This window comes from Halomonas sp. WWR20 (assembly GCF_054602495.1).
Genome location: NZ_JBTRHR010000003.1, coordinates 268162 through 294252, shown reverse-complemented (window position 1 = coordinate 294252; position 26091 = coordinate 268162). Strand labels below are relative to the sequence as shown.

28 protein-coding genes are annotated in these 26091 nt (G+C 58.0%); 20 read left to right on the top strand and 8 right to left on the bottom strand.

The window, feature by feature from the left end; genetic code table 11:
* Nucleotides 1-2 precede the first annotated feature (2 nt).
* Nucleotides 3-935 carry a LysR family transcriptional regulator gene (locus tag ACW4DH_RS07820; protein ID WP_459635811.1) on the top strand — a complete coding sequence of 311 codons (933 nt, stop codon included), beginning with the start codon at nucleotides 3-5 and terminating at the stop codon, nucleotides 933-935.
* Between the two features lie 26 nt (nucleotides 936-961).
* Here ACW4DH_RS07820 and ACW4DH_RS07815 read toward each other — a convergent pair whose 3' ends face one another.
* A complete protein-coding gene (locus ACW4DH_RS07815) occupies nucleotides 962-2056 on the bottom strand; it encodes a bifunctional nicotinamide-nucleotide adenylyltransferase/Nudix hydroxylase (protein WP_459635810.1) in 1095 nt (364 codons plus the stop codon).
* 135 nt (nucleotides 2057-2191) lie between these two features.
* On the opposite strand from ACW4DH_RS07815, the gene ACW4DH_RS07810 reads away from it, so the two are divergent.
* Nucleotides 2192-3121 (top strand): YihY/virulence factor BrkB family protein, encoded by a 930-nt coding sequence (locus ACW4DH_RS07810; RefSeq protein ID WP_459635809.1) that lies wholly within the window; start codon nucleotides 2192-2194, stop codon nucleotides 3119-3121.
* 39 nt (nucleotides 3122-3160) lie between these two features.
* The gene (locus ACW4DH_RS07805; RefSeq protein ID WP_459635808.1) at nucleotides 3161-3433 is read left to right on the top strand and encodes an acylphosphatase; all 273 of its coding nucleotides are present in this window, start codon (nucleotides 3161-3163) and stop codon (nucleotides 3431-3433) included.
* A gap of 192 nt (nucleotides 3434-3625) precedes the next feature.
* Here ACW4DH_RS07805 and ACW4DH_RS07800 read toward each other — a convergent pair whose 3' ends face one another.
* The 4 genes from ACW4DH_RS07800 to ACW4DH_RS07785 form a co-directional block, all read right to left on the bottom strand.
* Nucleotides 3626-4711: a PRC-barrel domain-containing protein gene (locus ACW4DH_RS07800; protein WP_459635807.1), complete on the bottom strand. Its 1086-nt coding sequence runs from the start codon at nucleotides 4709-4711 to the stop codon at nucleotides 3626-3628.
* Nucleotides 4712-5171: 460 nt separating this feature from the next.
* A complete protein-coding gene (locus tag ACW4DH_RS07795) occupies nucleotides 5172-6116 on the bottom strand; it encodes a nucleoside hydrolase (protein ID WP_459635806.1) in 945 nt (314 codons plus the stop codon).
* A 28-nt stretch (nucleotides 6117-6144) separates the two neighbouring features.
* Entirely contained in the window at nucleotides 6145-7065 is a 921-nt protein-coding gene (locus ACW4DH_RS07790; protein WP_459635805.1) for a ribokinase, read from the bottom strand.
* Nucleotides 7066-7242: 177 nt separating this feature from the next.
* Entirely contained in the window at nucleotides 7243-8169 is a 927-nt protein-coding gene (locus ACW4DH_RS07785) for a D-2-hydroxyacid dehydrogenase (RefSeq protein WP_459635804.1), read from the bottom strand.
* Nucleotides 8170-8391: 222 nt separating this feature from the next.
* On the opposite strand from ACW4DH_RS07785, the gene ACW4DH_RS07780 reads away from it, so the two are divergent.
* The 14 genes from ACW4DH_RS07780 (at nucleotide 8392) to ACW4DH_RS07715 (ending at nucleotide 19940) form a co-directional block, all read left to right on the top strand.
* The gene (locus ACW4DH_RS07780) at nucleotides 8392-8652 is read left to right on the top strand and encodes an FmdB family zinc ribbon protein (protein ID WP_459635803.1); all 261 of its coding nucleotides are present in this window, start codon (nucleotides 8392-8394) and stop codon (nucleotides 8650-8652) included.
* A 93-nt stretch (nucleotides 8653-8745) separates the two neighbouring features.
* The gene (gene aspS / locus ACW4DH_RS07775) at nucleotides 8746-10533 is read left to right on the top strand and encodes an aspartate--tRNA ligase (protein WP_459635802.1); all 1788 of its coding nucleotides are present in this window, start codon (nucleotides 8746-8748) and stop codon (nucleotides 10531-10533) included.
* 82 nt (nucleotides 10534-10615) lie between these two features.
* Entirely contained in the window at nucleotides 10616-11356 is a 741-nt protein-coding gene (locus tag ACW4DH_RS07770; protein ID WP_459635963.1) for a YebC/PmpR family DNA-binding transcriptional regulator, read from the top strand.
* Nucleotides 11357-11431: 75 nt separating this feature from the next.
* Nucleotides 11432-11974, top strand: a complete 543-nt coding sequence (ruvC, locus tag ACW4DH_RS07765) for a crossover junction endodeoxyribonuclease RuvC (protein WP_459635801.1) — start codon at nucleotides 11432-11434, stop codon at nucleotides 11972-11974.
* An 80-nt stretch (nucleotides 11975-12054) separates the two neighbouring features.
* Nucleotides 12055-12666 (top strand): Holliday junction branch migration protein RuvA, encoded by a 612-nt coding sequence (ruvA, locus tag ACW4DH_RS07760; RefSeq protein WP_459635800.1) that lies wholly within the window; start codon nucleotides 12055-12057, stop codon nucleotides 12664-12666.
* A gap of 10 nt (nucleotides 12667-12676) precedes the next feature.
* Complete coding sequence (gene ruvB, locus ACW4DH_RS07755; protein ID WP_459635799.1) at nucleotides 12677-13717, top strand: Holliday junction branch migration DNA helicase RuvB; 1041 nt, start codon at nucleotides 12677-12679, stop codon at nucleotides 13715-13717.
* Nucleotides 13714-14109: a tol-pal system-associated acyl-CoA thioesterase gene (gene ybgC, locus ACW4DH_RS07750; protein WP_459635798.1), complete on the top strand. Its 396-nt coding sequence runs from the start codon at nucleotides 13714-13716 to the stop codon at nucleotides 14107-14109. Before ruvB ends, ybgC begins: the two co-directional genes overlap by 4 nt.
* Before the next feature lie 22 nt (nucleotides 14110-14131).
* On the top strand, nucleotides 14132-14821 hold the full coding sequence (gene tolQ, locus ACW4DH_RS07745) for a protein TolQ (protein WP_459635797.1): 690 nt from the start codon (nucleotides 14132-14134) through the stop codon (nucleotides 14819-14821).
* A 15-nt stretch (nucleotides 14822-14836) separates the two neighbouring features.
* Entirely contained in the window at nucleotides 14837-15274 is a 438-nt protein-coding gene (gene tolR / locus ACW4DH_RS07740; protein ID WP_459635796.1) for a protein TolR, read from the top strand.
* Nucleotides 15275-15283: 9 nt separating this feature from the next.
* Nucleotides 15284-16498 carry a cell envelope integrity protein TolA gene (tolA, locus tag ACW4DH_RS07735; RefSeq protein WP_459635795.1) on the top strand — a complete coding sequence of 405 codons (1215 nt, stop codon included), beginning with the start codon at nucleotides 15284-15286 and terminating at the stop codon, nucleotides 16496-16498.
* Nucleotides 16498-17784: a Tol-Pal system beta propeller repeat protein TolB gene (gene tolB / locus ACW4DH_RS07730; protein WP_459635794.1), complete on the top strand. Its 1287-nt coding sequence runs from the start codon at nucleotides 16498-16500 to the stop codon at nucleotides 17782-17784. The genes tolA and tolB overlap by 1 nt, the downstream gene beginning before the upstream one ends.
* A 47-nt stretch (nucleotides 17785-17831) precedes the next feature.
* The gene (gene pal / locus ACW4DH_RS07725; protein WP_459635793.1) at nucleotides 17832-18353 is read left to right on the top strand and encodes a peptidoglycan-associated lipoprotein Pal; all 522 of its coding nucleotides are present in this window, start codon (nucleotides 17832-17834) and stop codon (nucleotides 18351-18353) included.
* Between the two features lie 40 nt (nucleotides 18354-18393).
* Nucleotides 18394-19155 (top strand): tol-pal system protein YbgF, encoded by a 762-nt coding sequence (ybgF, locus tag ACW4DH_RS07720; RefSeq protein WP_459635792.1) that lies wholly within the window; start codon nucleotides 18394-18396, stop codon nucleotides 19153-19155.
* Nucleotides 19156-19178: 23 nt separating this feature from the next.
* Nucleotides 19179-19940: a YciK family oxidoreductase gene (locus tag ACW4DH_RS07715; protein WP_459635791.1), complete on the top strand. Its 762-nt coding sequence runs from the start codon at nucleotides 19179-19181 to the stop codon at nucleotides 19938-19940.
* 72 nt (nucleotides 19941-20012) lie between these two features.
* Here the strand turns inward: ACW4DH_RS07715 and ACW4DH_RS07710 are convergent, their stop codons facing one another.
* Together ACW4DH_RS07710 and ubiG are read right to left on the bottom strand one after the other, a co-directional pair.
* The gene (locus ACW4DH_RS07710; protein WP_459635790.1) at nucleotides 20013-20699 is read right to left on the bottom strand and encodes an HAD-IA family hydrolase; all 687 of its coding nucleotides are present in this window, start codon (nucleotides 20697-20699) and stop codon (nucleotides 20013-20015) included.
* Nucleotides 20696-21433, bottom strand: a complete 738-nt coding sequence (gene ubiG, locus ACW4DH_RS07705) for a bifunctional 2-polyprenyl-6-hydroxyphenol methylase/3-demethylubiquinol 3-O-methyltransferase UbiG (protein WP_459635789.1) — start codon at nucleotides 21431-21433, stop codon at nucleotides 20696-20698. Before ubiG ends, ACW4DH_RS07710 begins: the two co-directional genes overlap by 4 nt.
* Before the next feature lie 485 nt (nucleotides 21434-21918).
* On the opposite strand from ubiG, the gene galU reads away from it, so the two are divergent.
* Both galU and ACW4DH_RS07695 read left to right on the top strand, forming a co-directional pair.
* Entirely contained in the window at nucleotides 21919-22806 is an 888-nt protein-coding gene (gene galU, locus ACW4DH_RS07700) for a UTP--glucose-1-phosphate uridylyltransferase GalU (RefSeq protein ID WP_459635788.1), read from the top strand.
* A gap of 4 nt (nucleotides 22807-22810) precedes the next feature.
* A complete protein-coding gene (locus ACW4DH_RS07695; protein WP_459635787.1) occupies nucleotides 22811-24097 on the top strand; it encodes a nucleotide sugar dehydrogenase in 1287 nt (428 codons plus the stop codon).
* Nucleotides 24098-24200: 103 nt separating this feature from the next.
* Here ACW4DH_RS07695 and ACW4DH_RS07690 read toward each other — a convergent pair whose 3' ends face one another.
* Complete coding sequence (locus tag ACW4DH_RS07690) at nucleotides 24201-24779, bottom strand: superoxide dismutase (RefSeq protein ID WP_459635786.1); 579 nt, start codon at nucleotides 24777-24779, stop codon at nucleotides 24201-24203.
* Between the two features lie 191 nt (nucleotides 24780-24970).
* Between ACW4DH_RS07690 and ACW4DH_RS07685 the strand changes: the two genes are divergently transcribed.
* Nucleotides 24971-26089: a hypothetical protein gene (locus ACW4DH_RS07685; RefSeq protein ID WP_459635785.1), complete on the top strand. Its 1119-nt coding sequence runs from the start codon at nucleotides 24971-24973 to the stop codon at nucleotides 26087-26089.
* Nucleotides 26090-26091: the final 2 nt, after the last annotated feature.

Sequence of the window (26091 nt, the reverse complement as noted above, 5' to 3'; positions counted from 1 at the left end):
CGGTGAATCTCGAAACAAAATGGTTGGAAGACTTCGTGGCTTTAGCCAACACTCGGAGTTTTTCCACATCTGCCCGGCAGCGCCACGTAACCCAGCCGGCATTTAGTCGTAGAATCCGTTCGCTTGAGCAAGCGGTCGGAACCACTCTAGTCGATCGATCCACCACTCCGGTGAGCCTAACTCCCGAAGGGCAACTGTTCCTTATCACCGCACGCAACTTGGTCGAACAGCTCGGCGAATGCCTAAGCCACTTGCGGGGATTGTCGATAGCCAATGAGGCACTGGATATCGTTGCGGCCCACTCTCTGGCGCTGGCGTTTTATCCGCAGTGGATTTCGCGGTTGCAGAAAGGGGTGGGGGAGCTGCCGACTCGTCTGGTTGCCATGAACGTTGGCGATGCCATCCATGTCCTGCGTGAAGGCAATTGCGACCTGATGCTGGCCTACCATGACCCTTATGCGACCATGCAACTGGATGCAGAAGCTTTTCCTTCATTCTCCATTGGCCAGGTCAAGATGCTTCCGGTATGTGTGCCTCGCGAGGATGGAACGCCACGCTTCCCCCTGTCGGGTGAAGAAGAGTCCATTCCTTTTCTTGCCTACACTCAGGGCGCCTTCCTAGGCCGCAGTGTACGCATGTTGCTGAAGAACGATCCGTTGCGCATGCGCCTCAAGACAGTGTATGAAACGGCAATGGCAGAAGGCTTAAAGGGGATGGCCCTGCAGGGGGTCGGCATGGCCTGGATTCCCGACTTCTGTATTCGCGAGGAGCTTGGTTCGGGGCGACTTGTACAGGCGGGGGGCGCTGACTGGAATATCGATCTCGAGATTCGCCTCTACCGCTGCTCACTGGTGCATAAGCCTGGCGTCGAGAAATTGTGGCGTCAGATGATGAAACTACCGCGCGATTTCCTGCAGGCCCAAGCGGCTTCCTAATCCAAGCGTTGTTCCAAGCTCAAACTTCATGTCGAGGTTATGCCGGCGGGTAGGCCCAGGAAGTTCTGGATGATGAAAAAATGATCCTCGAAGAGGGTCTCGGGTTCAAGGTCCGCCAGGGGTACCCAGCGTGCCTGCTCGCCGCCTCTGGAGGGTCTGAGATGGGGAAGCTGCTGTTCCGGTCGCAAAGCGAAATAAAATGCTTCTGCCAAGGTACGTCCTCGCCAGCTGCGATGGGGCTCATCGAACAAGCGCTGGCTACGTAGGGATCCTTTGAGTACCGCTTCGGGGACCTTGAGGCGTACGCGCTCGCGCAGTTCCCTCAAGCAGCCATCCAGTAATCTTTCATGCTGCCGCACGAATCCGCCCGGCAAGGCCAGCAGGCCTTTTCCGGGAGCTGCACTACGCTTGACCAGCAAGACATGCCCGGACTGGACTACGACGGCATTGACCGTAATGAAGACGGGAGGGTAGGGCGCCTGCGCCCAGGCATCCTGATGCTGCTTTAGCAGGTGCTGTTCCTCCAATAAGCTCAGGTAGGCTCCTCTATGCTGGAATTCTATTAATTTGCGATGTATCGGTGCGGCTAGATCATGCGTGGCGTGATTTGCCAGATACTCGTTCGCGGAATATGACGAATCGAACAGCCGCTCTCGGATCTGACTGGCTGAAATCCCGTCCACCAAGGGCACACTGACCGATTCCCACTGGGGAAACAGGCTCAGATAATAGCTCGACTGTCCACGGCTGGCTCCGATCAGGCCGATGCGTGGCAGCTTGCCATACGTGGGCCGCGCGATATCGCGAACCTTGCGTTGAACATCTCTCACCCAGACATCATCGTTATAAAGCGCGTCCAGCAGAGGCTCGATTTCCAGGCGTTGATTGGCGGCAGCGTCGAAGCAACTGCGCAGCATCTCGGCGCGCTCCGCGAAACTCCAGGGGTTTCTTAGTGATCTGGCTTGCCAAGCCGACCCCACCAAGACGATAACCTGCCTAGCTCTCTGAAGTGCTTCGTGTATCACCTCCAGATGTCCCAGATGCGGCGGCTGGAAGCGTCCGATGAATACGAGACAGTCAAAATCATGCGAAGGTGACGAGCTGGAAGGCGCTGACGCCATGAAAACTCCCTGATAGAAAAACGCTAGGCGTCACCATTATGGGCAGGCTATAGTCCGGCTGCAATTAGTGAGAAGCAGGCTAGTGTGCCGCTTTGACTATGCTATCCAAGTACAACCTATCCATGAGGAGTTGGCGTGAGAAAACAGGTGGGCGTTAACTGGTTTCGCATTACCCAGAGTGCCATTCAGCTATGGCTCGAGCGCAATGCATTCAGTTATGCCGGTTCTCTAGCGTTCTATACCCTGTTTTCCCTGGCGCCGACCGTCATTATCGCCGTTACCGTGATTGGACTGGTGCTCGGCGAAGACGCCGCTCAGGGCCAGATCGTCGCCCAACTGCAGGGTATGATTGGAACGGACGCCGCAGCAGCCGTCGAGCAGGCCGTATCTCAATCGCGTATCGAAGAGTCGGGGATACTGCCCACCTTGTTAGGGGTGGGAGCCCTGCTGATCGGCGCAACGACAGTCTTCGGGCAGATGCAGTTTTCACTCAACATGCTATGGGGTGTCACGGCACAGCCAGGCCGCAGCGGCGTGTTGGTGTTCCTCAAGACACGTATACTATCATTGGCTGTAGTCTTGTCGATCGGTTTTGTCCTGCTGGTTTCGCTGATCCTGGGTGTCGTACTGCGAGCGGTGATTCGTTACGCCAACGAGTGGCTGCCGGTACCCGGTTTTCTCCTCAGCGGGTTCGAGTTCTTGCTTTCCCTGGCCATGATCGCGCTGTTCTTTGCCACCATTTTCAAGGTGCTGCCGGATGTGGTGATCGGTTGGCATGACGTTCTGGTCGGGGCGCTGGTAACGGCGGTACTGTTCGCCCTGGGGCGTTACGCTATCGCGGCGTATCTAGCCTACACGGCAACGGCTTCTACCTATGGTGCGGCAGGCTCCGTGGTTTTGATTCTGCTGTGGGTCTATTACTCATCGCTGATACTGCTTTTCGGGGCAGCCTTCACCAAGGTCCATCTACTAGCTCGTGGTAGGCCCATCATCCCTCGTAATACCGCCGTTTTGATCAAACATGAGATCGTCTCCCGGAGTGACAAGGCCGAGCGTAGTTCGTAACGCGAAAAGGGAAAATGCGGAGAAAGGGGGTAGATAGATATGGCTAAGTGCAGTGTAAAAGCCGTCGTGACGGGTAAGGTGCAAGGGGTCTGGTTTCGTCGTGCCACTCAGGAACAAGCTCTCAACAAGCAGGTCACCGGGTATGCGAAGAATCTACCGGATGGCCGCGTCGAGGTTTTATTATGTGGGGAAGGAGAGTCGGTCAACGCTGTCATGCAGTGGTTATGGCAAGGTCCGCCCGATGCCCAGGTAACGCATGTCGAAGTCGAGAGCCTGCCTTGGCAGGACAAGGATAGCTTTTTGACCTATTGATCACGCCCATTCGATGGCCGTGAAGCTCACGATACCGGGTCATAGACATAAAAAAGGGCGCTTATTTGCCGTGCCCGCCTATGCGGTGAACAGGCTTAGCGCCCCAAGACGTCCTTCGATTGCACGAATAGCCTATAACGTAGACGATTCGTGTCAAGTACAGCTATTGCCGATTCAATTAAGAGTTACTGTTTAAGAGTTGCTGTTCAGATCACCTACAGTCTCATATTCTTGCGAGGACACTTCAGTGTTCTCTTGTGCGTTATATTGGTTTGTCCGCTTGATCTCGTCGGGAGACTTCGTTGTCTGCCAGACAAGCTGGTCATCGTTGAGCTGTAATTCATTAAGGGGAATCAGTACGTCTTTACCCCCGAAACCTAGAATGCCACCTACGGTAATGACTACCCCAGGATTGCTGGTGTTACGGGCTATCACGACACGATCGACAGACCCCAGTTCATTGCCGTCTCTGTTGATGACGGTACGTCCTTCAAGTTCATCGATACGGAGCCCGTTCATGGCGCTCTGCTGCTGATCCTGTTGTTGTTGGGTCTGTTGATCCTGCTGGCTCTGCTCTTGATCCTGTTGACGGTCGACATCGACGTCAGCGCCATCGGCTGAATCGACATTGACGTTAGCGCCTTGGGCCGGATCGACATTGACATTGGGATCGCTGTTCTCGATCTGAACATCCGGGTTCGACTGATCCACCTGTACCTGGGAGCTATCCTGGTTATCTTGGTCGTCAACCTGAACATCGGCCTGCTGGGCATCACTGTCCATGGTGACTTGCGGTTTCGCAGGCCGCACCGAAACGTCGGGTTCGCGCTGCTGTACACTCACATCAGGCTGGCCCTGATTGACTGTAACATCAGGCTCCTGTTGTTCGACCTGAACGTCAGGCTTGCCTTTTTCCACGTTAACGTCGGGGTCGCGCATTTCGACCTCAACTTTCGGTTCAGGCACGTTTACCGTGACTTCAGGCTTCGGCTGCGTGACAGTAACTTTGGGCTTCTGTTGGTCAACGGTGACATTCGGGTCCGCCGGGTCCACGTTTACATCAGGTGCTTTCTGTTGTACATCGACATCAGGTTCTGCCGGATCGACCGTCACGTCGGGTGACTTTGTATCCACTTCAATGCGCGGTTGTTGCGATTCGACAACGATTTCCTGATCATTGTTATTCGATTGCGCATGGGCAAGAGGCACTAATAAAAAAACGCTTGCAGCGCCAATAGTCGCGACATGTAGCTTACGTGTTAGCTTCAGTTCCTTCATAAAAAATCTCCCTTTCTTTCTTGGCCGAACAATAGCCTGCCGAATAATGGCTTGCTCCTGTTCTTAATGTGCTAACAAAGCTTTTCACCTTGTGCATCCTCGCAGGAGACAATTATTCTCCCACCGTGCTGAAGGCTAGTATCACCTCCACTAGGTGACAATCGAGGCGGACCATGAAAATGGCTCGAAAGGGGCAATAACAAGGGTTTTAGGGGCAGCCTGGAAAATATCTGCGCTTGACCACGCTGCGTTAATGCTCCGCTCAAAGGCTTTGCATCGCGTAGACTCGTGTGCGAGGGCAGTCCGTACTTTCGCTGATCTTTGCCTTGTCTAGGCTTCGCTCGTCGGTTCTTTAGACAAGGCCTAGAGCAATTCGACGATGTTGGCTGCCTAACGTGCCCAGGCGCAACATGTCGAATCGCAGATAACTTCTAGAATTAATTCTTATGAAACGGGATATTCAGGCGGTGAGTGTCTCGACAATCCAGTCGACGATGGCTTCGCCATCGGCGCCCAGACAGACGTCCACGAGCGGTGCCTGCGACCACTGTTTGCCCAGAAATTCACGCCCCTCGGGGGCGAATACCGTCTGGCCTTCGGCAAAACCGTCGGTGACGACATTCAAATGGCCGCGAGCCGTGGTGAAAAATTCCGGTTTCAACAACCAGGCCAGAGCGCAGCTGTCATGCGGGCAGCATCCATCGATTCCCAGCGCGCCTTGATAGAAGTGCCGGTAGAACATGTAGCTTTCGGAGAGTACCTTGCCCAACTCGCCCTGGGATGCGGCTATCTTCTCCATATGTGCGGGGCTCAATACGCAACGGTGAGTTGCATCCAGGCCCACCAGGGTCAAAGGCCAGCCAGCGGTCAGGACGCGGGCGGCGGCGTGGGGGTCGTTGAAAATGTTGGCTTCGGCCACCGGGGAAACATTGCCTCCCTCCCGGATGGAGCCCCCCATGATCACCACCTGCTTGACCTTATCGATGATCGTGGGATCGAGCTGCAATGCCGCTGCCAGGTTGCCTAGCGGACCTACCGCCACCAGGACGATTTCGCCCGGTCGAGCATTGAGCTGCTCGACGATAAAGGCGGGTGCGGTCTGTGCCACCGCGTGGCGCTCAAGTGCAGGCAGATCGATGTTGCCCAACCCGTTAGCACCATGAATATGAGCTGGTGCCGGATGCTTGGCCTTGACTGACGGAGCTGCCGCTCCCTGAGCTACCGGGATATCCTGATCCGCCAGCTGGGTGAGCAGCAGGGCATTATGAGTAGCGGTGTCGACATCGACATTGCCGTATGTCGTGGTCATTCCGAGCAGCTCGATTTGAGGATGCGCCAGCGCTATCGCGATAGCCTGGGCATCGTCAACGCCGGGGTCGGTATCGAAGATAATGGGAATGCTCATGGTGAAATCCTTGTCCGGGTGGAAGCGATCAATTATGCAGCAGCTCGAGTGCAGGCCATATCCTTGCCGCGTCCTCTACCTCGCTGGCGAGAGGGATGCTGGGGGCGGCTCCGGTTTTCTGCACGCACAGCGCGGCAGCCGTGCTGGCTTTGCATAGGCAGGTTTCGATGGAATTTCCCGCCTGCCTGGCTGCCATGAAATAACCGATAAAGGTATCGCCTGCGGCCGTGGTATCCACGGCCTCGACCTTGTGTGCCGACACTTCGATACGCTGAGAGTCATATTGATAGTAGACCCCTTCATGACCCAGGGTCAGCACGAGCTCCACACCGGGAAGACGATCATGCAGGGCGTCCAGCAGACCATGCGCCGAAGCATGCTCATCATTGCCGGTTAACGCGGCAGCTTCGCCGCGATTGAGAAACAGCAATTGGCAGTATTCCAGAGGCAGGCGCAGCACGTTGGTATTCAGTGGGGCGGGATTGAACGCGATTTTCATGTCGCGTTCGGCCGCCAGCCTTAGGACTTTGTCGGGCGCGTTGCATTCATTCTGCATCAATAGCCAGTCGCCGGCTTCTACCGATGCCATCAGTGCGTCACGATGGGTGTCGGTGAAACCATGATTGGCGCCGGGATGCAGAATAATGGCGTTCTCGCCTGCGTCCTCGACTTGAATGAGGGCATGGCCACTAGCCTCGGCAGTCAGCTCGATGTGCGTGGTGTTGACCCCTGCGGAGGCGAGTATCTCCAGTACCCAGCGATCTTTCTGACCGAGGCGTCCCCAATGGGTGACATGCCCCCCTGCACGCGCCAGCGCCAACGATTGGTTGGCGCCCTTGCCGCCCAGCACCTGCCGATAGCCGAGGCTGGAAAGCGTTTCGCCGGGGCGTACCAGGTGGGGCACACGATAGACGTGATCGATATTGATGGATCCGTAGTTGTAGAGCATGAGCCCTCCTGATAAGACGTGCGCCCTGAGCGAAGCCGGACCGAGTATGACGAGAGTGTAGGGCAGCTCACTTTGTCATGTAAGCTTCGCTTCGCCTGAAAAACCTGACGAATGATAAGGGAATTGGACATACTCGTTAAGCAGTGCCCGGCTCACCCACAAGAGGAACTCGTGCGATTATTGACGGCTCAGGTTATCCGCTGTCAACCGCACGATGTTGGCGCGAGCTTCAGGGGAAATCCAGGCGCTATGCGGTGTGACGATGAGGTTCAATGGCTCCGTCATGGCCTCGATCAGTGCGTGACCGTTGCGGGGAGGCTCTTGTGGCAACACATCCACACCGAGTCCTCCCAGGCGTCCCTCGCGCAGGGCGGCCAAGGCGGCTTCTTCGTCAATCATTCCTCCCCGTGCGCAGTTGATCAACAGCGCGCCGGGCTTCATGCGCGCAAGAAGTGCTTCGTCCACCAAATGACGAGTCGCATCGGTAAGCGGGCAATGCAGGCTGAGTACGTCGAGTTCTCCGGCTAGGTCGGCCAGTGCGGGGCGAGCGTCCTGTCCCTCGCTGCCTGGGCGTGCCGCGAAGGTTACCTGCATTCCAAAGGCTTCGGCCAGCTGAGCGACTGCCTGGCCCAGCGTGCCCCGCCCGACAATCGCCAACTTCTTGCCGGACAATTGCAGGGTTCGATGTCCCAGCAGGCAGAAAAAGGGGCTCTCGCCCCAGTGCCCCTGGGCGACATCGCGTGTGTACAATGGCAGCCGGTTGGCCAGCGCGAGCATCAACATCAATGTATGCTGAGCCACGCTGGCCGTGCCGTAGGCATTGACGTTTCTGACCTCGATGCCCAGCCGCTGGGCTGCCTGCATGTCGATATTGTTGGTGCCCGTCGCCAGCACGCAGATCAGCTTTAGCTGGGGCAGGGCCTCGAGAAGCTCGGCATCGAGTATTACCTTGTTGACGATCGCCACGTCGGCGCCTTCAAGCCGTGGCCGCCGCTCTTCCGGCGCGGTGTAGGCGTAGGCTTGCAAATGATCGACCACGTCGCGGATCGGGGAGAGGTCGATATCGTCCCCCAGGCTGGCTGCATCCAGTAATACGGCATTCATCAATAGTTCCTTAGTGTTATGGAAAGCATGGGTAAGACGCGGACATTGCCATAAACAGCTGATGAAGAAATCTGCTTGCCCTTGCCCGCCCGACCCCGCTACACGCTATAATGCCCGGCTTTCATGGCAGGCTTGGAAAGCGCCACGAGAGGCCACATATTCAAGCCGTCGCAGGCTGGGTCCGTCTGCGCTTGTCTTGTTTATCACAGAGTGATGAGAACCATGCCCATCTACGAATACGAGTGCAAGGCCTGTGGCCACCGCTTGGAAAAACTGCAGAAGGTGAGTGCCGCGCCGTTGACGGACTGTCCTAACTGCAGCAAATCCGAGCTTTCCCGCCTGGTATCGGCTCCCGGCTTTCGATTGGCCGGTGGCGGATGGTACGAAACCGATTTTAAATCAGGCAGCAAGAAGAACCTGGCAGGAGATTCAGGCGACAAGCCGTCTGCGTCGAATCAGGATAACGCCAAGGCGTCCGCCTGATTGCCTATGGGCTCCGCAAGGCGGGGCCCATCGCTAGCCATCGATTCAGATCATCACTAGATCACCACAGCAGTAACAGAAACAGGATTTGTCATGCGCAGCCATTATTGCGGCCAGTTGAACGAGACTCTGGTTGATCAGGAGGTCACGCTTTGCGGGTGGGTTCACCGCCGGCGTGATCACGGCGGGGTCATCTTCCTCGACATGCGAGACCGTGACGGTGTTGCCCAGGTCGTGGTCGATCCCGACACGGCCGAGGCGTTCGCCAATGCGGATCGCGCCCGCAGTGAATATGTGCTGCGTATCACCGGGCGCATCCGCATGCGCCCGGAAGGCACGCAAAACCCCAATATGCCTACCGGCTTGATTGAGGTGCTGGCCAAGCAAGTCGAAGTGCTCAATACCGCAGCGACGCCACCGTTTCAGCTCGACGAGCATGGCAAGGTCGGCGAGGAAGTGCGTCTCAAGCACCGCTACATCGATCTGCGCCGCCCCGAGATGATCGAGAAGCTGCGTCTGCGCTCGCGCATTTCGCATAGCGTGCGTGCCTATCTCGAGGGCCAGGGCTTTCTGGATATCGAAACGCCGGTACTGACCCGCGCCACTCCCGAAGGTGCGCGCGACTATTTGGTGCCCAGCCGCACGCATCCGGGCAGCTTCTTCGCCTTGCCGCAGTCGCCGCAGTTGTTCAAGCAGTTGCTGATGGTGGCCGGTTTCGATCGCTATTATCAGATAGCCAAGTGTTTTCGCGATGAGGACCTGCGCGCAGACCGGCAGCCGGAATTCACTCAGATCGACCTCGAGGCCTCCTTCGTCGACGAGGACGATATCATGGGCATTACCGAGGCCATGATTCGTCAGCTCTTTCAAGAAGTGCTCGACGTCGCGTTGCCGGACTTCCCGCGCATGCCGTATGCCGAGGCCATGCAGCGTTACGGCTCCGACAAGCCCGACCTGCGCATACCGCTCGAACTGGTGGATGTCGACGATCTGATGAAAAACGTCGATTTCAAGGTCTTCTCCGGCCCGGCCAATGCCGAAGATGGCCGTGTCGCCGCCCTTAAAGTCAGTGGCGGTGCCAAGCTGTCGCGCAAAGAGATCGACAACTACACCAAGTTCGTTGGAATCTATGGCGCCAAGGGTTTGGCCTGGATCAAGGTCAACGACCGTGCGGCGGGTGTGGAAGGGCTTCAGTCGCCAATCGTCAAGAACATGCAAGAAGTGATCGAAGAGCTACTCGATCGCGTCGAGGCCAAGGATGGTGACATCATCTTCTTCGGTGCCGACAAGACCCGCGTCGTCAATGAAGCGTTGGGAGCCTTGCGCGTCAAGCTGGGTGAGGATCTCGATCTTTACACTACCCCATGGGCGCCGCTGTGGGTCGTCGATTTCCCCATGTTCGAAGCCGACGATGCCGGCCGCCTGTCTGCGCTGCATCACCCCTTTACCGCGCCGTCTTGTAGCGGCGATGAACTCAAGGCCGCTCCTGCCAAGGCTCTGTCGCGTGCCTATGACATGGTCCTCAACGGCACCGAACTCGGTGGCGGCTCGATTCGTATTCACGACCAGGACATGCAGCGCGCCGTCTTTGAGGTATTGGGAATTGGCCAGGCCGAAGCCGAGGAAAAATTCGGCTTTCTGCTCGATGCGTTGAAGTACGGCGCTCCGCCCCATGGTGGCTTGGCGTTCGGTCTTGACCGGCTGGTGATGCTGATGACTGGTGCACGTACCATTCGTGAAGTCATCGCTTTCCCGAAAACCCAGAGTGCCGCGGATCTCATGACCGATGCGCCGGGCGAAGTCAGCGCGGACCAGCTCAAGGATCTCAATATCCGTCTGCGTCAGAAGGCTCAGACAGACTCTTCCGCCGTGGAAAAATGAGTGATCGCACGAGGTAGCCGAACTTGCTGAACCTGCCGGCACCATGTTTACGGTGCCGGTGACCTGCGAGAGGAGTTCATCGATGGCAGGCCATAGTAAATGGGCGAATATCAAGCATCGCAAGGCGACCCAGGATGCACGGCGAGGCAAGATATTCACCAAGCTGATCCGCGAATTGACCGTCGCCGCTCGGCAGGGCGGTGACGCCCCCAATGACAACCCACGTCTGCGCGCCGCAATCGACAAAGCCTTGGCCAATAACATGACCAAGGACACCCTTCAGCGTGCCATTGAGCGTGGTGTTGGCAATAGCGATGCCGACGGCATGGAAGAACTCGTCTACGAAGGCTACGGCCCCGAAGGGGTAGCGGTGCTCGTCGAATGCATGACCGATAACCGTAACCGCACGGTTTCGGACGTACGTCACGCTTTCAGCAAGAACGGCGGCAATCTAGGCACTTCTGGCTCGGTTGCCTTCATGTTCCACCCGCAGGGGCGGTTGAGCTTCGCGGCAGAAACGGATGAAGAGACACTCATGGAAATCGCCTTGGAGGCTGGCGCCGAAGATGTCGTCAATCATGATGATGGCAGCATTGAGGTAGTGACTTCTTCCCAGGCATTCGGTGACGTCAAGGGTGCCCTGTCGGCCGCGGGTATTGAACCAGTCGCTAGTGAAGTGGGCATGTATCCTGAGAGTTATTCACCCGTAACCGAGCCTGAGGTGGCCAGAAGGGTATTGAATTTAGTGGATATGCTCGAAGAGCTTGATGACGTACAGAATGTCTATACGAATGCCGATGACGTTCTGGTGCAACTTGACTGACCTTATCAGCGCAACACTAGCGTTACCGAGGGTCCTAAATGGCCTTTCCCTTCTTCTGTCTATCGTCGTGAGCTCATGATTCTGCTCGGCATCGATCCCGGTTCGCGTATCACCGGTTACGGCGTCATCGATACCTCCTTACCCAAGCCCTGCTATGTCGCCAGCGGTTGCATCCGTATCCAGGCCGACAGCCTGGCCCAGAAGCTGGCCCAGGTGTATGCCGGTGTGGCGGAACTGGTGGCACTATACCGTCCCGGCGAGTTCGCCATCGAGCAGGTCTTCATGGCTAAGAATGCCGACTCGGCACTCAAGCTGGGGCAGGCGCGGGGTACCGCTATCGTGTGTGCCGCCAATCACGGCCTCGAGGTCTTCGAGTACGCTGCACGTCAGATAAAGCAGGCGGTGACGGGAACCGGCGCGGCGGAAAAGGCTCAAGTGCAGCATATGGTCACGGCGATTCTGGGCCTGAATGCTACGCCTCAGGCCGATGCCGCCGATGCCTTGGCCATTGCGCTGACCCATGCTTATGCCCGTCAAGGTCTGATCCCACGCGCCAGCCGAAGTGGTCGCCAAGCCGGGCGAGGGCAGCAGCGTTGGCGGGACTTCCGCCCGGGCTGACGCTCGCAACGCACGGAGCTAGTCAGCCGAACGGCTGACCAGTATAGTGGCCTCCAGTCATTAGAAGGGATACAAACGGCATGATAGGACGCCTGCGCGGCATCTTGCTGGAGAAACAGCCGCCCTGGATCGTGATCGACGTGAGTGGCGTGGGCTATGAGCTCGAAGCCTCCATGAACACGCTGTTGGCGATGCCGGGGCTTGGCGAAGAAGTGCTGCTGCATACGCACCTGACGGTGCGCGAAGACGCGCATCTGCTGTATGGCTTTTCCGGCCCGCAGGAGAGGCAGCTGTTTCGTGCCCTGATCAAGGTCAATGGCGTAGGTCCCAAGCTGGCGTTAGCCATTTTGTCGGGGATGGAGCAGAACGCCTTCGTGCGTTGTGTCATGGAAGACGATGCCAAGGCGCTGACCCGTTTACCGGGGGTCGGCAAGAAAACCGCCGAGCGCTTGATCGTCGAGATGCGCGATCGCTTCCCGCACTGGTCGCTTGAGCACGGTGACGGTCTAGAGGCCTTGGGGCGTGCGGCCTCGCCAGCGCTCGAGCACGACGCACATGCCGATGCCGAAGCGGCCTTGGTCGCACTGGGCTACAAGCCGACAGAGGCAGCGCGAATGCTGTCCGGACTGGACCGGGAGCTGTCGACGGAAGCCTTGATAAAGTCTGCCCTGACTCGCCAGCTGGCCGGATAAGGATGTCGCGATGATCGAAACCGACCGTTTGATCGCGGCTCAGCCCATGGAGGGAGAAGGGCGTGCCGACCACGCCATTCGACCGCGGCGATTGGCCGAGTACATCGGTCAGCCTCGTGTGCGCGAGCAGCTCGACATCTTCATCACGGCGGCTCGTCAGCGTGGCGACAGCCTGGATCACACGCTGGTGTTTGGCCCGCCGGGGCTGGGCAAGACGACCCTGGCCAACATCATCGCCGAGGAGATGGGCGTGGACATCAAATCCACCTCGGGGCCGGTGCTGGAGCGTGCCGGTGACCTGGCGGCGATGCTGACCAATCTTCAGGCCGGCGATGTTCTGTTCATCGATGAGATTCACCGGCTCCCTGCTTCGGTGGAAGAAGTGCTGTATCCCGCCATGGAGGATTACCAGCTCGACATCATGATCGGAGATGGCCCGGCGGCGCGCTCGATAAAGCTGGACCTGCCCAAATTCACCCTGGTCGGCGCCACGACCCGTGCCGGATTGCTGACTGCACCGTTACGTGATCGTTTCGGCATCGTGCAGCGTCTCGAGTTCTATAACGTCGCAGAGCTGAGCGAAATCGTGACGCGTTCGGCACATCTACTGGGGATCGAGGCGGATGCGCAAGGCGCTGCGGAAATTGCCCGGCGTGCGCGTGGTACGCCGCGTATTGCCAATCGTCTACTGCGGCGAGTCAGGGATTTTACCGAAGTGCGCAGCGACGGCCGATTGAATGTCGAGATTGCCGATCAGGCACTGAATATGCTTAATGTGGATCGCCATGGACTCGACCATATGGATCGCCGTCTCCTGCTGACCATGATCGAGAAGTTCGACGGCGGCCCGGTAGGTGTCGACAGCTTGGCTGCCGCGATCAGTGAGGAGCGTGACACGATCGAGGATGTTCTCGAGCCGTATCTGATTCAGCAAGGTTTCATGCTGCGGACTGCCAGAGGACGCATGGTGACGCGGCTGGCCTACCTGCATTTCGGCTTGCCGGTTACCGACTCGGTGGCCGACCTCACGCCAGGAAATGATGCGACATGAGTGTGTTTCAGCATCCGATCACGGTCTATATCGAAGACACCGATGCCGGTGGCATCGTGTACTACGTCAATTATCTCAAATTCATGGAGCGGGCACGCAGTGAGTGGCTCAGGCAGTACGAGCTTTCCCAGCAACAATTGCTGGAAGCGGGAATCCAACTGGTTGTTCATCGATTGGAATGCCGCTATGCCAAGCCCGCCCGTCTTGACGATCACCTGCTGGTCAGTGCCGAGGTTGTCGATACATCGGCGTGTCGAATGACGTTCAGGCAGCAGGTGGTGGGGCGCGGGGAAAGATTGTGCGAAGCCCAGGTCGATGTTGCCTGTCTCGATGCCGAGCGGCTTCGCCCCATAAGATGGCCGGATGCGCTGCGTCCAGTGCTTAACGGTTGACATTAGCGTAACGAGGATAGCCGTGAACGACACCATGTCCATTCCCCACTTGATCATGAATGCCAGTTTTGTGGTGCAGTTAGTCATGCTGCTGCTGCTGGCTGGCTCGATTGCCTCGTGGGTCGTGATTTTTCAGCGTAGCTTCGCCCTCAGGCGGGCCAAGAAAGCCTATGCCGATTTTGAAGAGCGCTTCTGGTCTGGCGTTGACCTCAACGAGTTGTACCGTGAGGCACCTCCCGAGCAGGAAGTGCACGGGGCCGAGCACGTCTTTCGGTCGGGATTCCGGGATTTCAATCGGCTGCTGCCCAAGACGAAGAGCTCCGATGCGGTGCTTGAAGGTGTGCAGCGCGCTCAACGTGTGGCTTTGTCCCGTGAGGAGGATCGTCTCAATTTGCATCTGATCTTTCTGGCAACGGTGGCATCGGCCAGTCCTTATATCGGTTTGTTCGGCACTGTATGGGGCATCATGGGCTCGTTCCAGAGCCTCTCCATGGCGCAGCAGGCCACCTTAAGCACCGTCGCCCCCTGGATTGCCGAAGCCTTGGTTGCAACTGCGATGGGGCTTTTCGCGGCGATTCCTGCCGTTATTTTTTACAATCGGCTGTCGGCCCAGGCGACGCAGCTCCTCGGCAAGTACGAAGATTTCGCCGAGGAGTTTCATTCCATCCTGCATCGTAATCTGCAGGGTCGCGACGAACGTAGCGCTGCCTGAGCAAGGATCCGAATCATGCAAGGTCCCTATAATCGTGGCCATCGACGCAAGCCGATGGCAGAAATCAATGTAGTGCCATTCATTGATGTCATGTTGGTACTGCTGGTGATTTTCATGATTACCGCGCCGATGCTCACCCAGGGGGTGCAGGTCGAGTTGCCGCAAGTCACGTCCGAGCCGATCGATACCGAAAATCAGGAGCCACTGATCGTTTCCGTCGATCGAGAGGGCAATTACTACATCTCGCTGGGCGATGAGGAAACCTCGGTTTCCCTGGAGACACTCGGCGATCAGGTCATGGCAATCCTCGGTCGTCGACCGGGAACCCCCGTCATGGTGCGAGGGGATCGCAATGTCGCCTATGGGCAGATCGTCACTCTGATGAGCACATTGCAGATAGCGGGTGTCGCGAACGTGGGGCTGATCTCCGAGCCCCCTGCCAAAGACAACTAAGGAGTCGACATGGCGAGACACGAACGCCGTGTAGGCTATGGTGTGCCTATCGTTTTGGCGATTGGCGTACATGTGGGGGTTCTGCTGCTGACGATGCTCAAACTTCCGGCGAGTGAACCGACTCCGACATCTTCGTCTATCGTTCAGGCCACCTTGGTAAGCACCGAAACCGCGACGGACCAGGCCCAGCGGGTACAGGAAGCGCGAGCACAAGCTGCTGCCCGCCAGGCTCAGGAGGAAGAACAGGCCCGCGAAGCCGAAGCCGAAGCCGAAGCCGAAGCCGAAGCCGAGCAACAGGCTAACCAACAGCAAGCGCGAGAAGAAGCCCTGCGCCAAGCCGAAGCGGAAGCCCAGAGGCGTGCAGAGCAAGCTGAACAGGCCGAGCAACAACGCCAACGCCTCGAACAGGCTCAAATAGCCGCTGAAGAACAGCGCCAGGCCGAAGCGGAAGCCGAGAAGCAGCGCCAGGCCGAAGCGGCAGCCGAGAAGCAGCGTCAGGCCGAGGCGGAAGCCGAGAAGCAGCGTCAGGCCGAGGCGGAAGCCGAGAAGCAGCGTCAGGCCGAAGCGGCAGCCGAGAAGCAGCGTCAGGCCGAAGCGGCAGCCGAGAAGAAGCGTCAGGCCGAAGCGGCAGCCGAGAAGAAGCGTCAGGCCGAAGCGGAAGCCGAGAAGAAGCGTCAGGCCGAAGCGGAAGCCGAGAAGAAACGCCAGGCCGAAGCGGAAGCCGAGAAGAAACGTCAGGTCGAAGCGGCAGCCGAGAAGAAACGTCAGGCCGAGGCGGCAGCCGAGAAGCAGCGTCAGGCCGAAGCGGCAGCCGAGAAGAAACGTCAGGCCGCAGAGGCGGCGCGGCGCGCTGCAGAGGCAAGTTCTTCCTCATTGGACAATATGATTGCCAACGAGCAAGAGTCGATCGCCAATGCACGACAGGCCAATGAGGCTGCCAACGGTTTCAAGAATTTGGTGAGGCGTTACGTTGAGCAGAATTGGGTGCTGCCTGCGGGTTCTTCCGCAGGAATGCGTGCCATTGTGCGCATTCGCCTATTACCCACCGGTGAGCTGGTTGATGCCACTATAATTCAAAGTAGCGGCAATGCTGCGTTCGACCGCTCCGTGGTCGTGGCAGTAGAAAAAGCTGCACCGTTTAGAGAGCTGCGCCAGCTTGATCCGGCCGCACAACGCCAGTTCCGTGAATTCAATCTGGACTTCAAACCAGAGGATATGCGCTGATGAAACGAATCAATATATTATGTTTTGGGCTGCTCATGCTGCTGGCGAGCCTCATGGCGCATGCCGAGCTGACCATTGAAATTACCAAGGGCAATGATCAGGCCATCCCCATCGCTATTGTCCCGTTCGAGTTTAGCGGGCAGGGGGGGATTTCCGAAGATATTTCGCGCATCATTAGCGATGATCTGGCGCGCAGCGGGCAGTTCGAGCCGCTGAGCCGCGATTCGCTTATTGCATTGCCCAGCCGTAGCGAGGATGTCTTTTATCGTGACTGGCGTCAGGTCAATGCCGATTATCTGGTGGTCGGCAGCGTCAAGCCGGATGGCAGCAATTATCGTATCCAGTTTGAACTTATGGACATTTATGGCGAACGCCGCATGATCGGTGAGGTGGTCACTTCGGATCGCGACCAATTACGCGCCAGCGCCCACTACATCAGTGATCAGATATTCGAGGCCATTACCGGTATTCGCGGCGCCTTCTCAACACGTATCGCCTACGTTACGGCCAGCGGTGTCGGCGATAACATCCGCTTTTCACTGCATATCGCCGATGCGGATGGATACAATGGTCAGGAGATACTCTCTTCGGACGAGCCCATCCTGTCACCCGCCTGGGCGCCGGATGGACAAAAGCTGGCCTATGTCTCCTTCGAGACAGGACGGCCCGCTATTTATATCCAGAATCTGGCGACCGGTCAGCGGGTACGCGCCACCTCTTTCGAAGGCCTTAATGGCGCCCCGGCCTGGTCACCCGATGGACGAAAACTGGCGATGACTCTGTCGAAAGACGGTCAGCCCGAGATTTATGTCATGGACATAGGGGCTCGCAGTTTCCAGCGTTTGACCAATAATTCAGCGATTGACACCGAGCCCAGCTGGTCGCCGGATGGCCGGAGTGTGATCTTTACCTCCGATCGTAGCGGAGGACCACAATTATATCGTTTGGATATTGCCAACGGGCAGGCAGAACGCATAACCTTTACCGGAAATTACAATTCCCGCGGCCGTTTCGGACCAGAGGGTAAAGAGATATACATGGTGCATCGTGATGACAGCGGTTATCACGTGGCAAAGCAGAATCTGGAGACAGGACGCGTCACGGTTCTAACGGATTCCCAGTGGGATGAGTCGCCCAGCGTTGCGCCGAATGGCACTATGGTAATCTTCGCCACCCAGCAAGGAACCCGAGGGGTATTGGGTGCAGTGTCGGCCGATGGACGGGCGTCTTTCCGCCTGCCTTCGCCACAAGGTGACGTTCGCGAACCCGCGTGGTCACCCTTTTAAATAAGCATTACTAAATGTTGTTGTGTCATTCGAGCAAGGAGATGACAATGCAATTCAAACCGTATGCCAAGAGCCTGGCTGTAGCTCTGTCCCTCGCTGTTATGGCTGGTTGCTCCAGCAGCGGTGGCACCCAGGATGGGGGCATGGATGGCGCTGCCGGTACTACTGGCACCGGCACCACTGGCATGACAACGGGTCAGGGGACCTCCGGTTCCCAGCAACTGGGCCAGCAGGATCGGATTCCGGAAGTACGGACAATCTATTTCGCCTTCGACCGCGATACTATTCGTCCGGAATTCGAATCCGTACTGAACGCGCATGCCCAGTATCTCCAGTCCCACCCGAATACCAATATCGTGCTGGAAGGTCATGCCGACGAGCGCGGTACTCGGGAATACAACCTGGCACTGGGGGAGCGTCGTGCCAAGGCCGTCCGGCAGTACCTGACCGTGCAGGGCGTTTCTCCCTCACAGATCGAGATCGTCAGCTACGGCGAAGAGCGTCCGGCCGTACAGGGCCACAGCGAACAATCCTACGCTCAGAATCGTCGCGTAGTCTTTGTCTATTAAGCTAAGCTTTGATCCTAGTAAGCGTTAAAGGGAATCAAGCATGAAACACAGTCTGAAAGGACTGTGCGGCGCGGGAGCCTTAGTGCTCCCGTTGTCCGTATGGGCCCAACCTGTAGTCGAAGACCTGACGGCACAACCCCAGTCCATCTATAATCAGGCGGTGGTCCGTGAGAAAGGGGGAGGCAGTCTGACCCTTTTCAATGACGTTCAGGAAAACCAGCAGCAGATTCAACAACTGCGCGGAGAAATCGAAGAGCTGCGTCATCAGCTTGAACAGCTTCGCCAGCTATCGCAGGAGCGATATCTCGATCTTGAACAACGCCTGGGACAGGCGCCCAGCCGTGGCTCCAACCCCAGCGATGGCCAGACCAGCGAAGCCGGAACGACCGAAAATGCGAGCGCCGTGAGTGATGATGGTGGAAATGCGGAAGGTCGCGAGGCCTATCAGGCCGCATTCCAAAAGGTTCAGTCGCGTGATTTCGATACGGCGATTCGCGACTTCGAGGCTTTCATCGATAACCATCCGCAATCCAGCCTAAGAGCCAATGCTCATTACTGGTTGGGTGAGTTGTACTCCGCACAATCGAATCTCGAGGCTTCCGCGCAGGCTTTCGAAACCGTCATCAACGAGTTCCCGCAAAGCAGCAAGGTACCTGACGCCCTCTATAAACTCGGTCTGTTGCGTGCCCGCCAGGGACAGCCAGAGGATAGCCGTCAATTGCTTGAGCGTGTCCAGAGCGAATATCCCGATAGCAATGCGGCACAAATGGCCTCGGATTTCATCAACCAGTCCGGTAACTGATTCCATGCATGACAGGAGTGGCAATGAACTGTCGGATTGATTACCAGGCGCCCGCCGATCTGCTTGATGGGCGGGTCATCCTCGTGACCGGCGCCGGTGATGGGATTGGCCGCGCAGCGGCGCTGACCTATGCTCGCCATGGCGCCACAGTGATCCTGCTTGGACGTACGACCGCCAAGCTGGAGAGAGTCTATGATGAGATCGAAGCACTAAAGGCGCCTCAGCCCGCCATTTTCCCTCTGAACTTCGAGGGGGCGACGCTCAAGGATTACCAGGACATGGCCCTGGCTCTGGATAAGGAGTTCGGGCGTCTCGATGGCATCCTGCACAATGCCGGCCAGCTGGGGCGTCTCACGCCGTTCGAGCAGTATAATCCCCAGCTCTGGGAACAGGTCATGCAAGTCAACCTGAATGGCCCGGTTTGGATGACACAGGCATTGCTGCCCCTTCTCAAAGCGTCTGAAGATGCCTCGGTCATCTTTACCTCCTCCGGGGTAGGGCGTAAGGGCCGCGCCTATTGGGGAGCTTATTCGGTGTCCAAGTTCGCGACCGAGGGCTTCGTCCAGGTTCTCGCAGATGAGCTGGAGAATCTCGCCTCAATTCGCGTCAACTGCCTCAATCCGGGCGCAACACGTACCCAGATGCGCAAGACGGCGTACCCGGGAGAAGACGTCAACACGTTGCGAACCCCGGAGGATATCATGCCGACCTACCTGTGGCTGATGGGGCCGGACAGTCGAGAGCATTCGGGAGAGTCTTTCGACGCTCAGCCGCCGCGCTCTTGACGATGTTCCTGTTGGATAGCGTTTTAGCAGAACGCCTCCCGTCGGGAGGCGTTCTGCTATCCGCTCAGCGTGTCATGAGCCTCTCTCCAGTTGTGTCAGCAGCGCATCGGTCAACGCCTCAGGCGTCTCGAACCAGCAGTCCACTGGCCAAGTGTCGGGCGTCTCTTCGTCGCTAATGTATCCGTAACGCACCGCAATGGCCTGCATGCCAGCGGCACGGGCCGCCTGCATGTCGCGCAAATGATCGCCAATGTACCAACAGCGGGAGGCGGCGATTCCCAGACGCCTGGCCGCTTCCCATAGCGGCTCGGGATCGGGCTTCTTGACCGGCAGATCGTCGGCGCAAAGCAGGACTCCTGGCGTGAGTGACAAGGCTTCGATCAAGGGGGCCGCATAAGCACGCGGTTTGTTGGTGATGATGCCCCAGGGACGCTCGGCATCTGCCCAGCGATCCAGCAGCCGCTGAAGCCCCGGGAACACGCAGCTTTGCGACGCGACATCGTGGCCGTAGGCTTCGAGCAGGAAGCGTCGGGCCTCGGCGTGATCGACATGCGAGGTTTCCAGCCCCAGCGCCAGACGAACCAGCGCACTGCCGCCGTTGGAAACTTCGGCACGGATGACCTCGTAGGGCAAGTCCTCAAGGCCATGATGCGCGCGCAGCACATTGGTTGCCTTGGCCAGGTCGGGTGCCGTATCGACCAGCGTGCCATCCAGGTCGAAGAGCAGGGCATCGGGCAAGGATGCAACAGCCGATGTCATAGGCCTGGCTCTGGCGAGGTCCATTCGCGCGTGCAGTGCATCATGTAATTGACCGAAACGTCACGCCCGGTCAGTCGGTAGCGACGCGTCACGGGGTTATATGTCAGTCCGGTCTGCTCGCGTACGCGCAGGCCGCTTTCGCGGCACCAGGAGGCAAGTTCGGAGGGGCGAATGAACTTGCGGTACTCATGAGTGCCCTTGGGTAACAGTTGCAGGACGTACTCGGCACCCAGAATCGCGAAGGCATAAGCCTTGGGATTACGATTGATAGTAGAAAAAAATACGTGGCCGCCAGGCTTTACCAGCGTCGTGCAGGCCCGGATGACTGCCGCGGGGTCCGGGACATGCTCGAGCATTTCGAGACAGGTCACCACATCGTATTCGCCGGGATGCGCCGCGGCCATCTCCTCTGCACTGGCTTGGCGATAATCCACCTCCACGCCGGTTTCCATCTGATGCAGCCGTGCCACCGCCAGAGGGGCTTCGCCCATGTCGATACCCGTCACTTGGGCGCCATGATGCGCCATGGCCTCACTGAGAATCCCGCCGCCACAGCCAACGTCGATAACCTTCTTGTCGGCCAGGCCGGCACGTGCACTGATGAAACCCAGACGCAGCGGATTGATGTCATGCAGCGGCTTGAATTCACTGTTGCGATCCCACCAGCGGTTGGCCAGTGCCTCGAACTTGGCGATTTCACCCTGGTCCACATTGTGGCGTAGCGGTGCTGTCATTTGCCTTCCCTCATAGTGTTCGTAACGTGCGTGCCTGTCATGGTCCGCTGGTAATGTATGGCCATGGTCTTGAACTCTTCCGAATCGATCGCTTCGCCGACGGTCATCATGGCCTCAGCAGCCCTGAAGCCATCGGCGGCACACCGCAGGCTTCGATCAGCGGCTCGGCCTCGAGCCCCGCGGGTGGCATCGATGGCCTCCTTGAGTATGATCGGCCCATTCTACTCTCTCACGGTGTGATTTTGGGCCCATTGTCATGACCCCGTCGAGCCGAGAATATTATTGTGGAGAAGTGAACGAGACGCTGGCATAAAGGGCGAGCGATGCATGGCGCCAGAGAGATTGGGCACGTTCAATTCCGTGTTATCACGCTGGCCGGGCTTATCGAAACCATCCCCAAGTCAATGCGGGGTGACGTCGCAAGCGGGGCGCAGCTATGCCATACTGCGAAAGTCGCTTTCATATACACCAAGGAAGGAGTTTTTATGATTCGTAAGGCTGTGCTGCCTGTCGCTGGTCTGGGTACCCGTTGTTTGCCGGCATCCAAAGCGATTCCCAAGGAAATGATTACCATCGTCGACAAGCCGGTCATTCAGTATGTAGTCGAAGAAGCTGTGGCTGCCGGGATCAAGGAAATCGTCCTGGTCACCCATTCCAGCAAGAGTGCCATCGAAAATCATTTCGACAAGCACTACGAACTCGAATCGATGCTGGAGGCCAAGGGCAAGCAGGACATGCTCGAGGAAGTCCGTAGTATCGTGCCGGCGGATGTCAAAATCATCAGTGTCCGCCAGCCTGAAGCCTTGGGCCTGGGGCATGCCGTATTGTGTGCCCAGCCGGTCATTGGCGACGAACCTTTCGCCGTCCTCCTGCCTGATGTGCTGGTCGACGCCGAAGGCCTCGAGCGTAACGATCTGGCCGGCATGATTGCCGCCTACGAGAAGTCGGGCGATGCCCAGATCATGGTCGAGAACGTGCCTGAAGAATTGACCTACAAGTACGGCATTGTCGCCCTCAAGGGAGATACGCCAGCACCGGGAGAAAGTGAGGAAATCACCGGCATGGTCGAGAAGCCGAAGGTGGAAGAAGCCCCTTCGACGCTGGCCGTGATCGGACGCTATCTTCTACCGGGCAGCATTTTCTCGATCCTGGCCAAGACGCCTCCTGGCGCAGGCAACGAGATTCAGCTGACCGACGCCATCGACACATTACGTGAAACCCAAGGGGTCGCCGCCTACCGGATGCAGGGCGCCACCTATGATTGCGGGCATCAGCTGGGTTATCTGGAAGCCACCATGGTACTGGCCAAACGTCATCCCAAGTTCGGGGAAGGTTTCCGCGAACTGCTGACTCGCTACGCCAAAGAGGGCTGATATTATGCGAGTGGTGGTGCACGGAAGTGAATTGGCAGCGGCTACGGCCGCTGCAGCGCTGTCGTCGGTCGGACATCAGGTGGCATGGTGGCCGCACCCCGACTTTCCCTGGTCCAGCTTGTCGAATGCGGAATGGCTGACGCGTGAGCCCGGCCTCAAGACGCAAATCGATGATAGCTTGAGCTCGGGGATGCTCCGTCTAGTCGAGGAAGTCTCCGCCGAAGCCGATGCCGACATCCATTGGCTGGCACTGGCTCCAGATCAGCGGGATGCTGCCGATGCCTACGTAGCGCGCGTGCCGGGTAGACAAACGACCCCGCTGGTCGTGGTCAATAATTCCACGTTTCCCATCGGTCAGACCGAGCGTCTCGAGGCACTGCTGGGACATGCCGGACAAGTCGCCGTGGCATTGCCCGACATGCTCGAGGAAGGGCGTGCCTGGCAGACATTCACGCGTCCTTCACGCTGGCTGCTGGGCAGTGAGGATGACTGGGCGACCCGACAGCTGCGTGAATTGTTGCGGGCCTTCAACCGCCGCAATGAAATCTTCCAATGCATGCCTCGGCGTGCCGCTGAGCTGACCAAGCTGGCCATCAACGGCATGCTGGCAACACGTATCAGCTACATGAACGAACTGGCGGGCCTGTCGGATTCGCTAGGCGTCGATGTCGAATACGTGCGCCAGGGGATGGGAGCCGACCCGCGTATCGGCTACGAATATCTTTATCCCGGCTGTGGCTTCGGCGGACCCAATTTCTCTCGCGATCTCATGCGTCTGGCCGATGTGCAGCATTCCACGGGCCGTGAGTCCCTGTTGCTGGAGCACGTGCTCGACATCAACGAGAACAAGAAGGAAACCTTGTTCCGTAAGCTGTGGAGTCACTTCAATGGCCAGCTCGAGGGACGTACCGTGGCCATCTGGGGGGCGGCCTTCAAACCGGGCACGACGCGCATCGATCATGCTCCACTGTTGATATTGCTGGAAGCGTTATGGGCCCAGGGTGTCAAGGTTCGCGTTCACGACCCCGAGGCGCTGCCGGCATTGAGAGCCCACTATCCTCAGCAGCCGCTGCTAGAAACATGCGAGGGGGATTTTTATACCGCTTGCCAGGGGGCCGATGCCCTGATGCTGGTGACCGAGTGGAAGTGCTACTGGAATCCAGATTGGCGTCGACTGATCGAGATGTTGCGCATTCCATTGATCCTTGATGGGCGCAATATCTATGATCCGGCATATGTGGCATCGCGTGGGCTGGTGTATCGTGGCATAGGGCGTCGGGCCGACCCCTGATCGACTGCCAATGTCCGAACGACACTCCGCGCAATGCGGGTGTCGTTCAACCCGATCATACCGCTCCGGCTAGCTCATCCCCTGCGGCAGGACGTCCCAAGGCTCAGGCAAAATTCTGAGAAGCGAAATCCCAGTTGATGACGTTCCAGATGGCTTCCAGATACTTGGCACGTGCATGCCGATAATCCACATAGTAGGCATGCTCCCAGACATCGACCGTCAGCAGCGGAATCTGGCTGCGCGCAATGGGCGAGTCGGCGTCATCGGTATTGATGATCTCCACGCCGTCATCTGTCGTCTTGACCAGCCACGTCCAGCCGGAGGCGAAGTTATCGATGGCCTTGGCATTGAATGCTTCCTTGAACGCCTCGAAGGACCCGAACCGGGCCTGGATGGCGTCTGCCAATGGGCCGCTTGGCTCGCCGCCACCGCTCGGCGACAGGCAGTGCCAGTAAAAGGTATGGTTCCAGGCTTGGGCGGCCTGATTGAACAGCCCCCCGGAAGATGACGAGATGATCTCTTCAAGAGACTTTCCGGCGTCGGGGGTGCCCTCGATCAGCTCGTTGAGCTTGGTCACATAAGCTTGGTGATGCTTGCCATAATGGTATTCCAGCGTCTCCGCGGAAATATGCGGTTCCAGCGCCGTCTTGTCGTATGGTAACGCAGGAAGTTCAAATACCATGAGGATCTCCTTGGACTTACTGGGGAGCGGACCGCAAGGTCACACCCGGCGGCAAAAAACCTTATACTGCCAGCCACCCGCAAAGCGGGGCGGAGCCAGCTTAGCATTGCGCTCCTACAGCACCAATTCCACGGCCAGTACGAGGAATTGTCACCCTATTGCCAGAAGGGCTCGAGACGGAAGGTAACGCTATGGCACATCGACCCGACAGTACACGACTCGGCCCCATCGTGCCGGAAAGAGAAGATGGCGCGCAGCCAACACGCTATACCAAGGTGAATAATACCGCTACCTCGCGCACGCCTCACGTTTGGCCGTTATGGGTGCTGACTCTTCTGCTAACGGCTGGCATGGGTGTCGGAGGCTATGCTTACTGGCAGCAGCGCGAAGCCTGGCAAGCCCGCCTGGAAGGCATGAACCAGCGGGTGGAGACATTACAGGAGCGAATCGCTGCCACGGATAACATTCTCGATGCCTCGGGAGCCAGCTTACGTGATGAACTCGACCGCCTGCGCAGCGATCTCGAAGCGTCCCAAGCCGTCATCGGCAGCCTGGATCAGCGAGTCGTGGATACCGAACAGCTACGTCCTGAAGCGCTGAGAGCCTCGATTGATGCTCTCGAGAAGGCCGATGCAACTCGCCAGGCAACGCTTGTGTCGCTACAGGAGTCCATGCAGGCGCTGGAAAGGTTGGGTGAAGAAAAGCGTGGTCTGCTGTCCGAGCGGCTCGAGGGGGTGGCTGCCACGCAGTCCCGCCAGAGCGAGCAGCTTGAAGACATTGCCGAACGTCAGGCGGCGTTGGCTTCCTTGGCCGAGAAAGTCGAAGAGCAGCAAACGGCGTTCGAGTCGTTGATGTCGCAGACCGAGAGGCTTGAAGCGCAGGTCAGTGCCCGAGGCGATAGGCTCGACGATCTCGGCAGCGCGCAAGAAGCGATCGTAGCGCGGCTGGACTCATTGGAAGCGGCGCCCGGGCAGGATTCGGCTGAAGTTGCCCGACTCGAGGAACGTCTTGAGACGCTCGCGAGCAGTGACGAGTCTTTACAGACGCGCATGACCAATCTGGACGATAATGTACAGCAGCTTGAACGATCGCTGCGCGAGCTACGCCAGGCGCAAACCGCCATGAGCGCCAGCCTGGAATCGTTGCGCGCAGGAATGGAATCGCTGTCGCAGGGACCCTCTTCGCGGGAACTGCGCGATCTATCGACAAGGATGGAATCATTGGAAGCCAGCCGTGCTCAACTCACTCGTCGAGTCACCTCTCTGCTCTCGGATGTCGCTACTCTCCAGCGCCAGACGAGGAATGGGTAAAC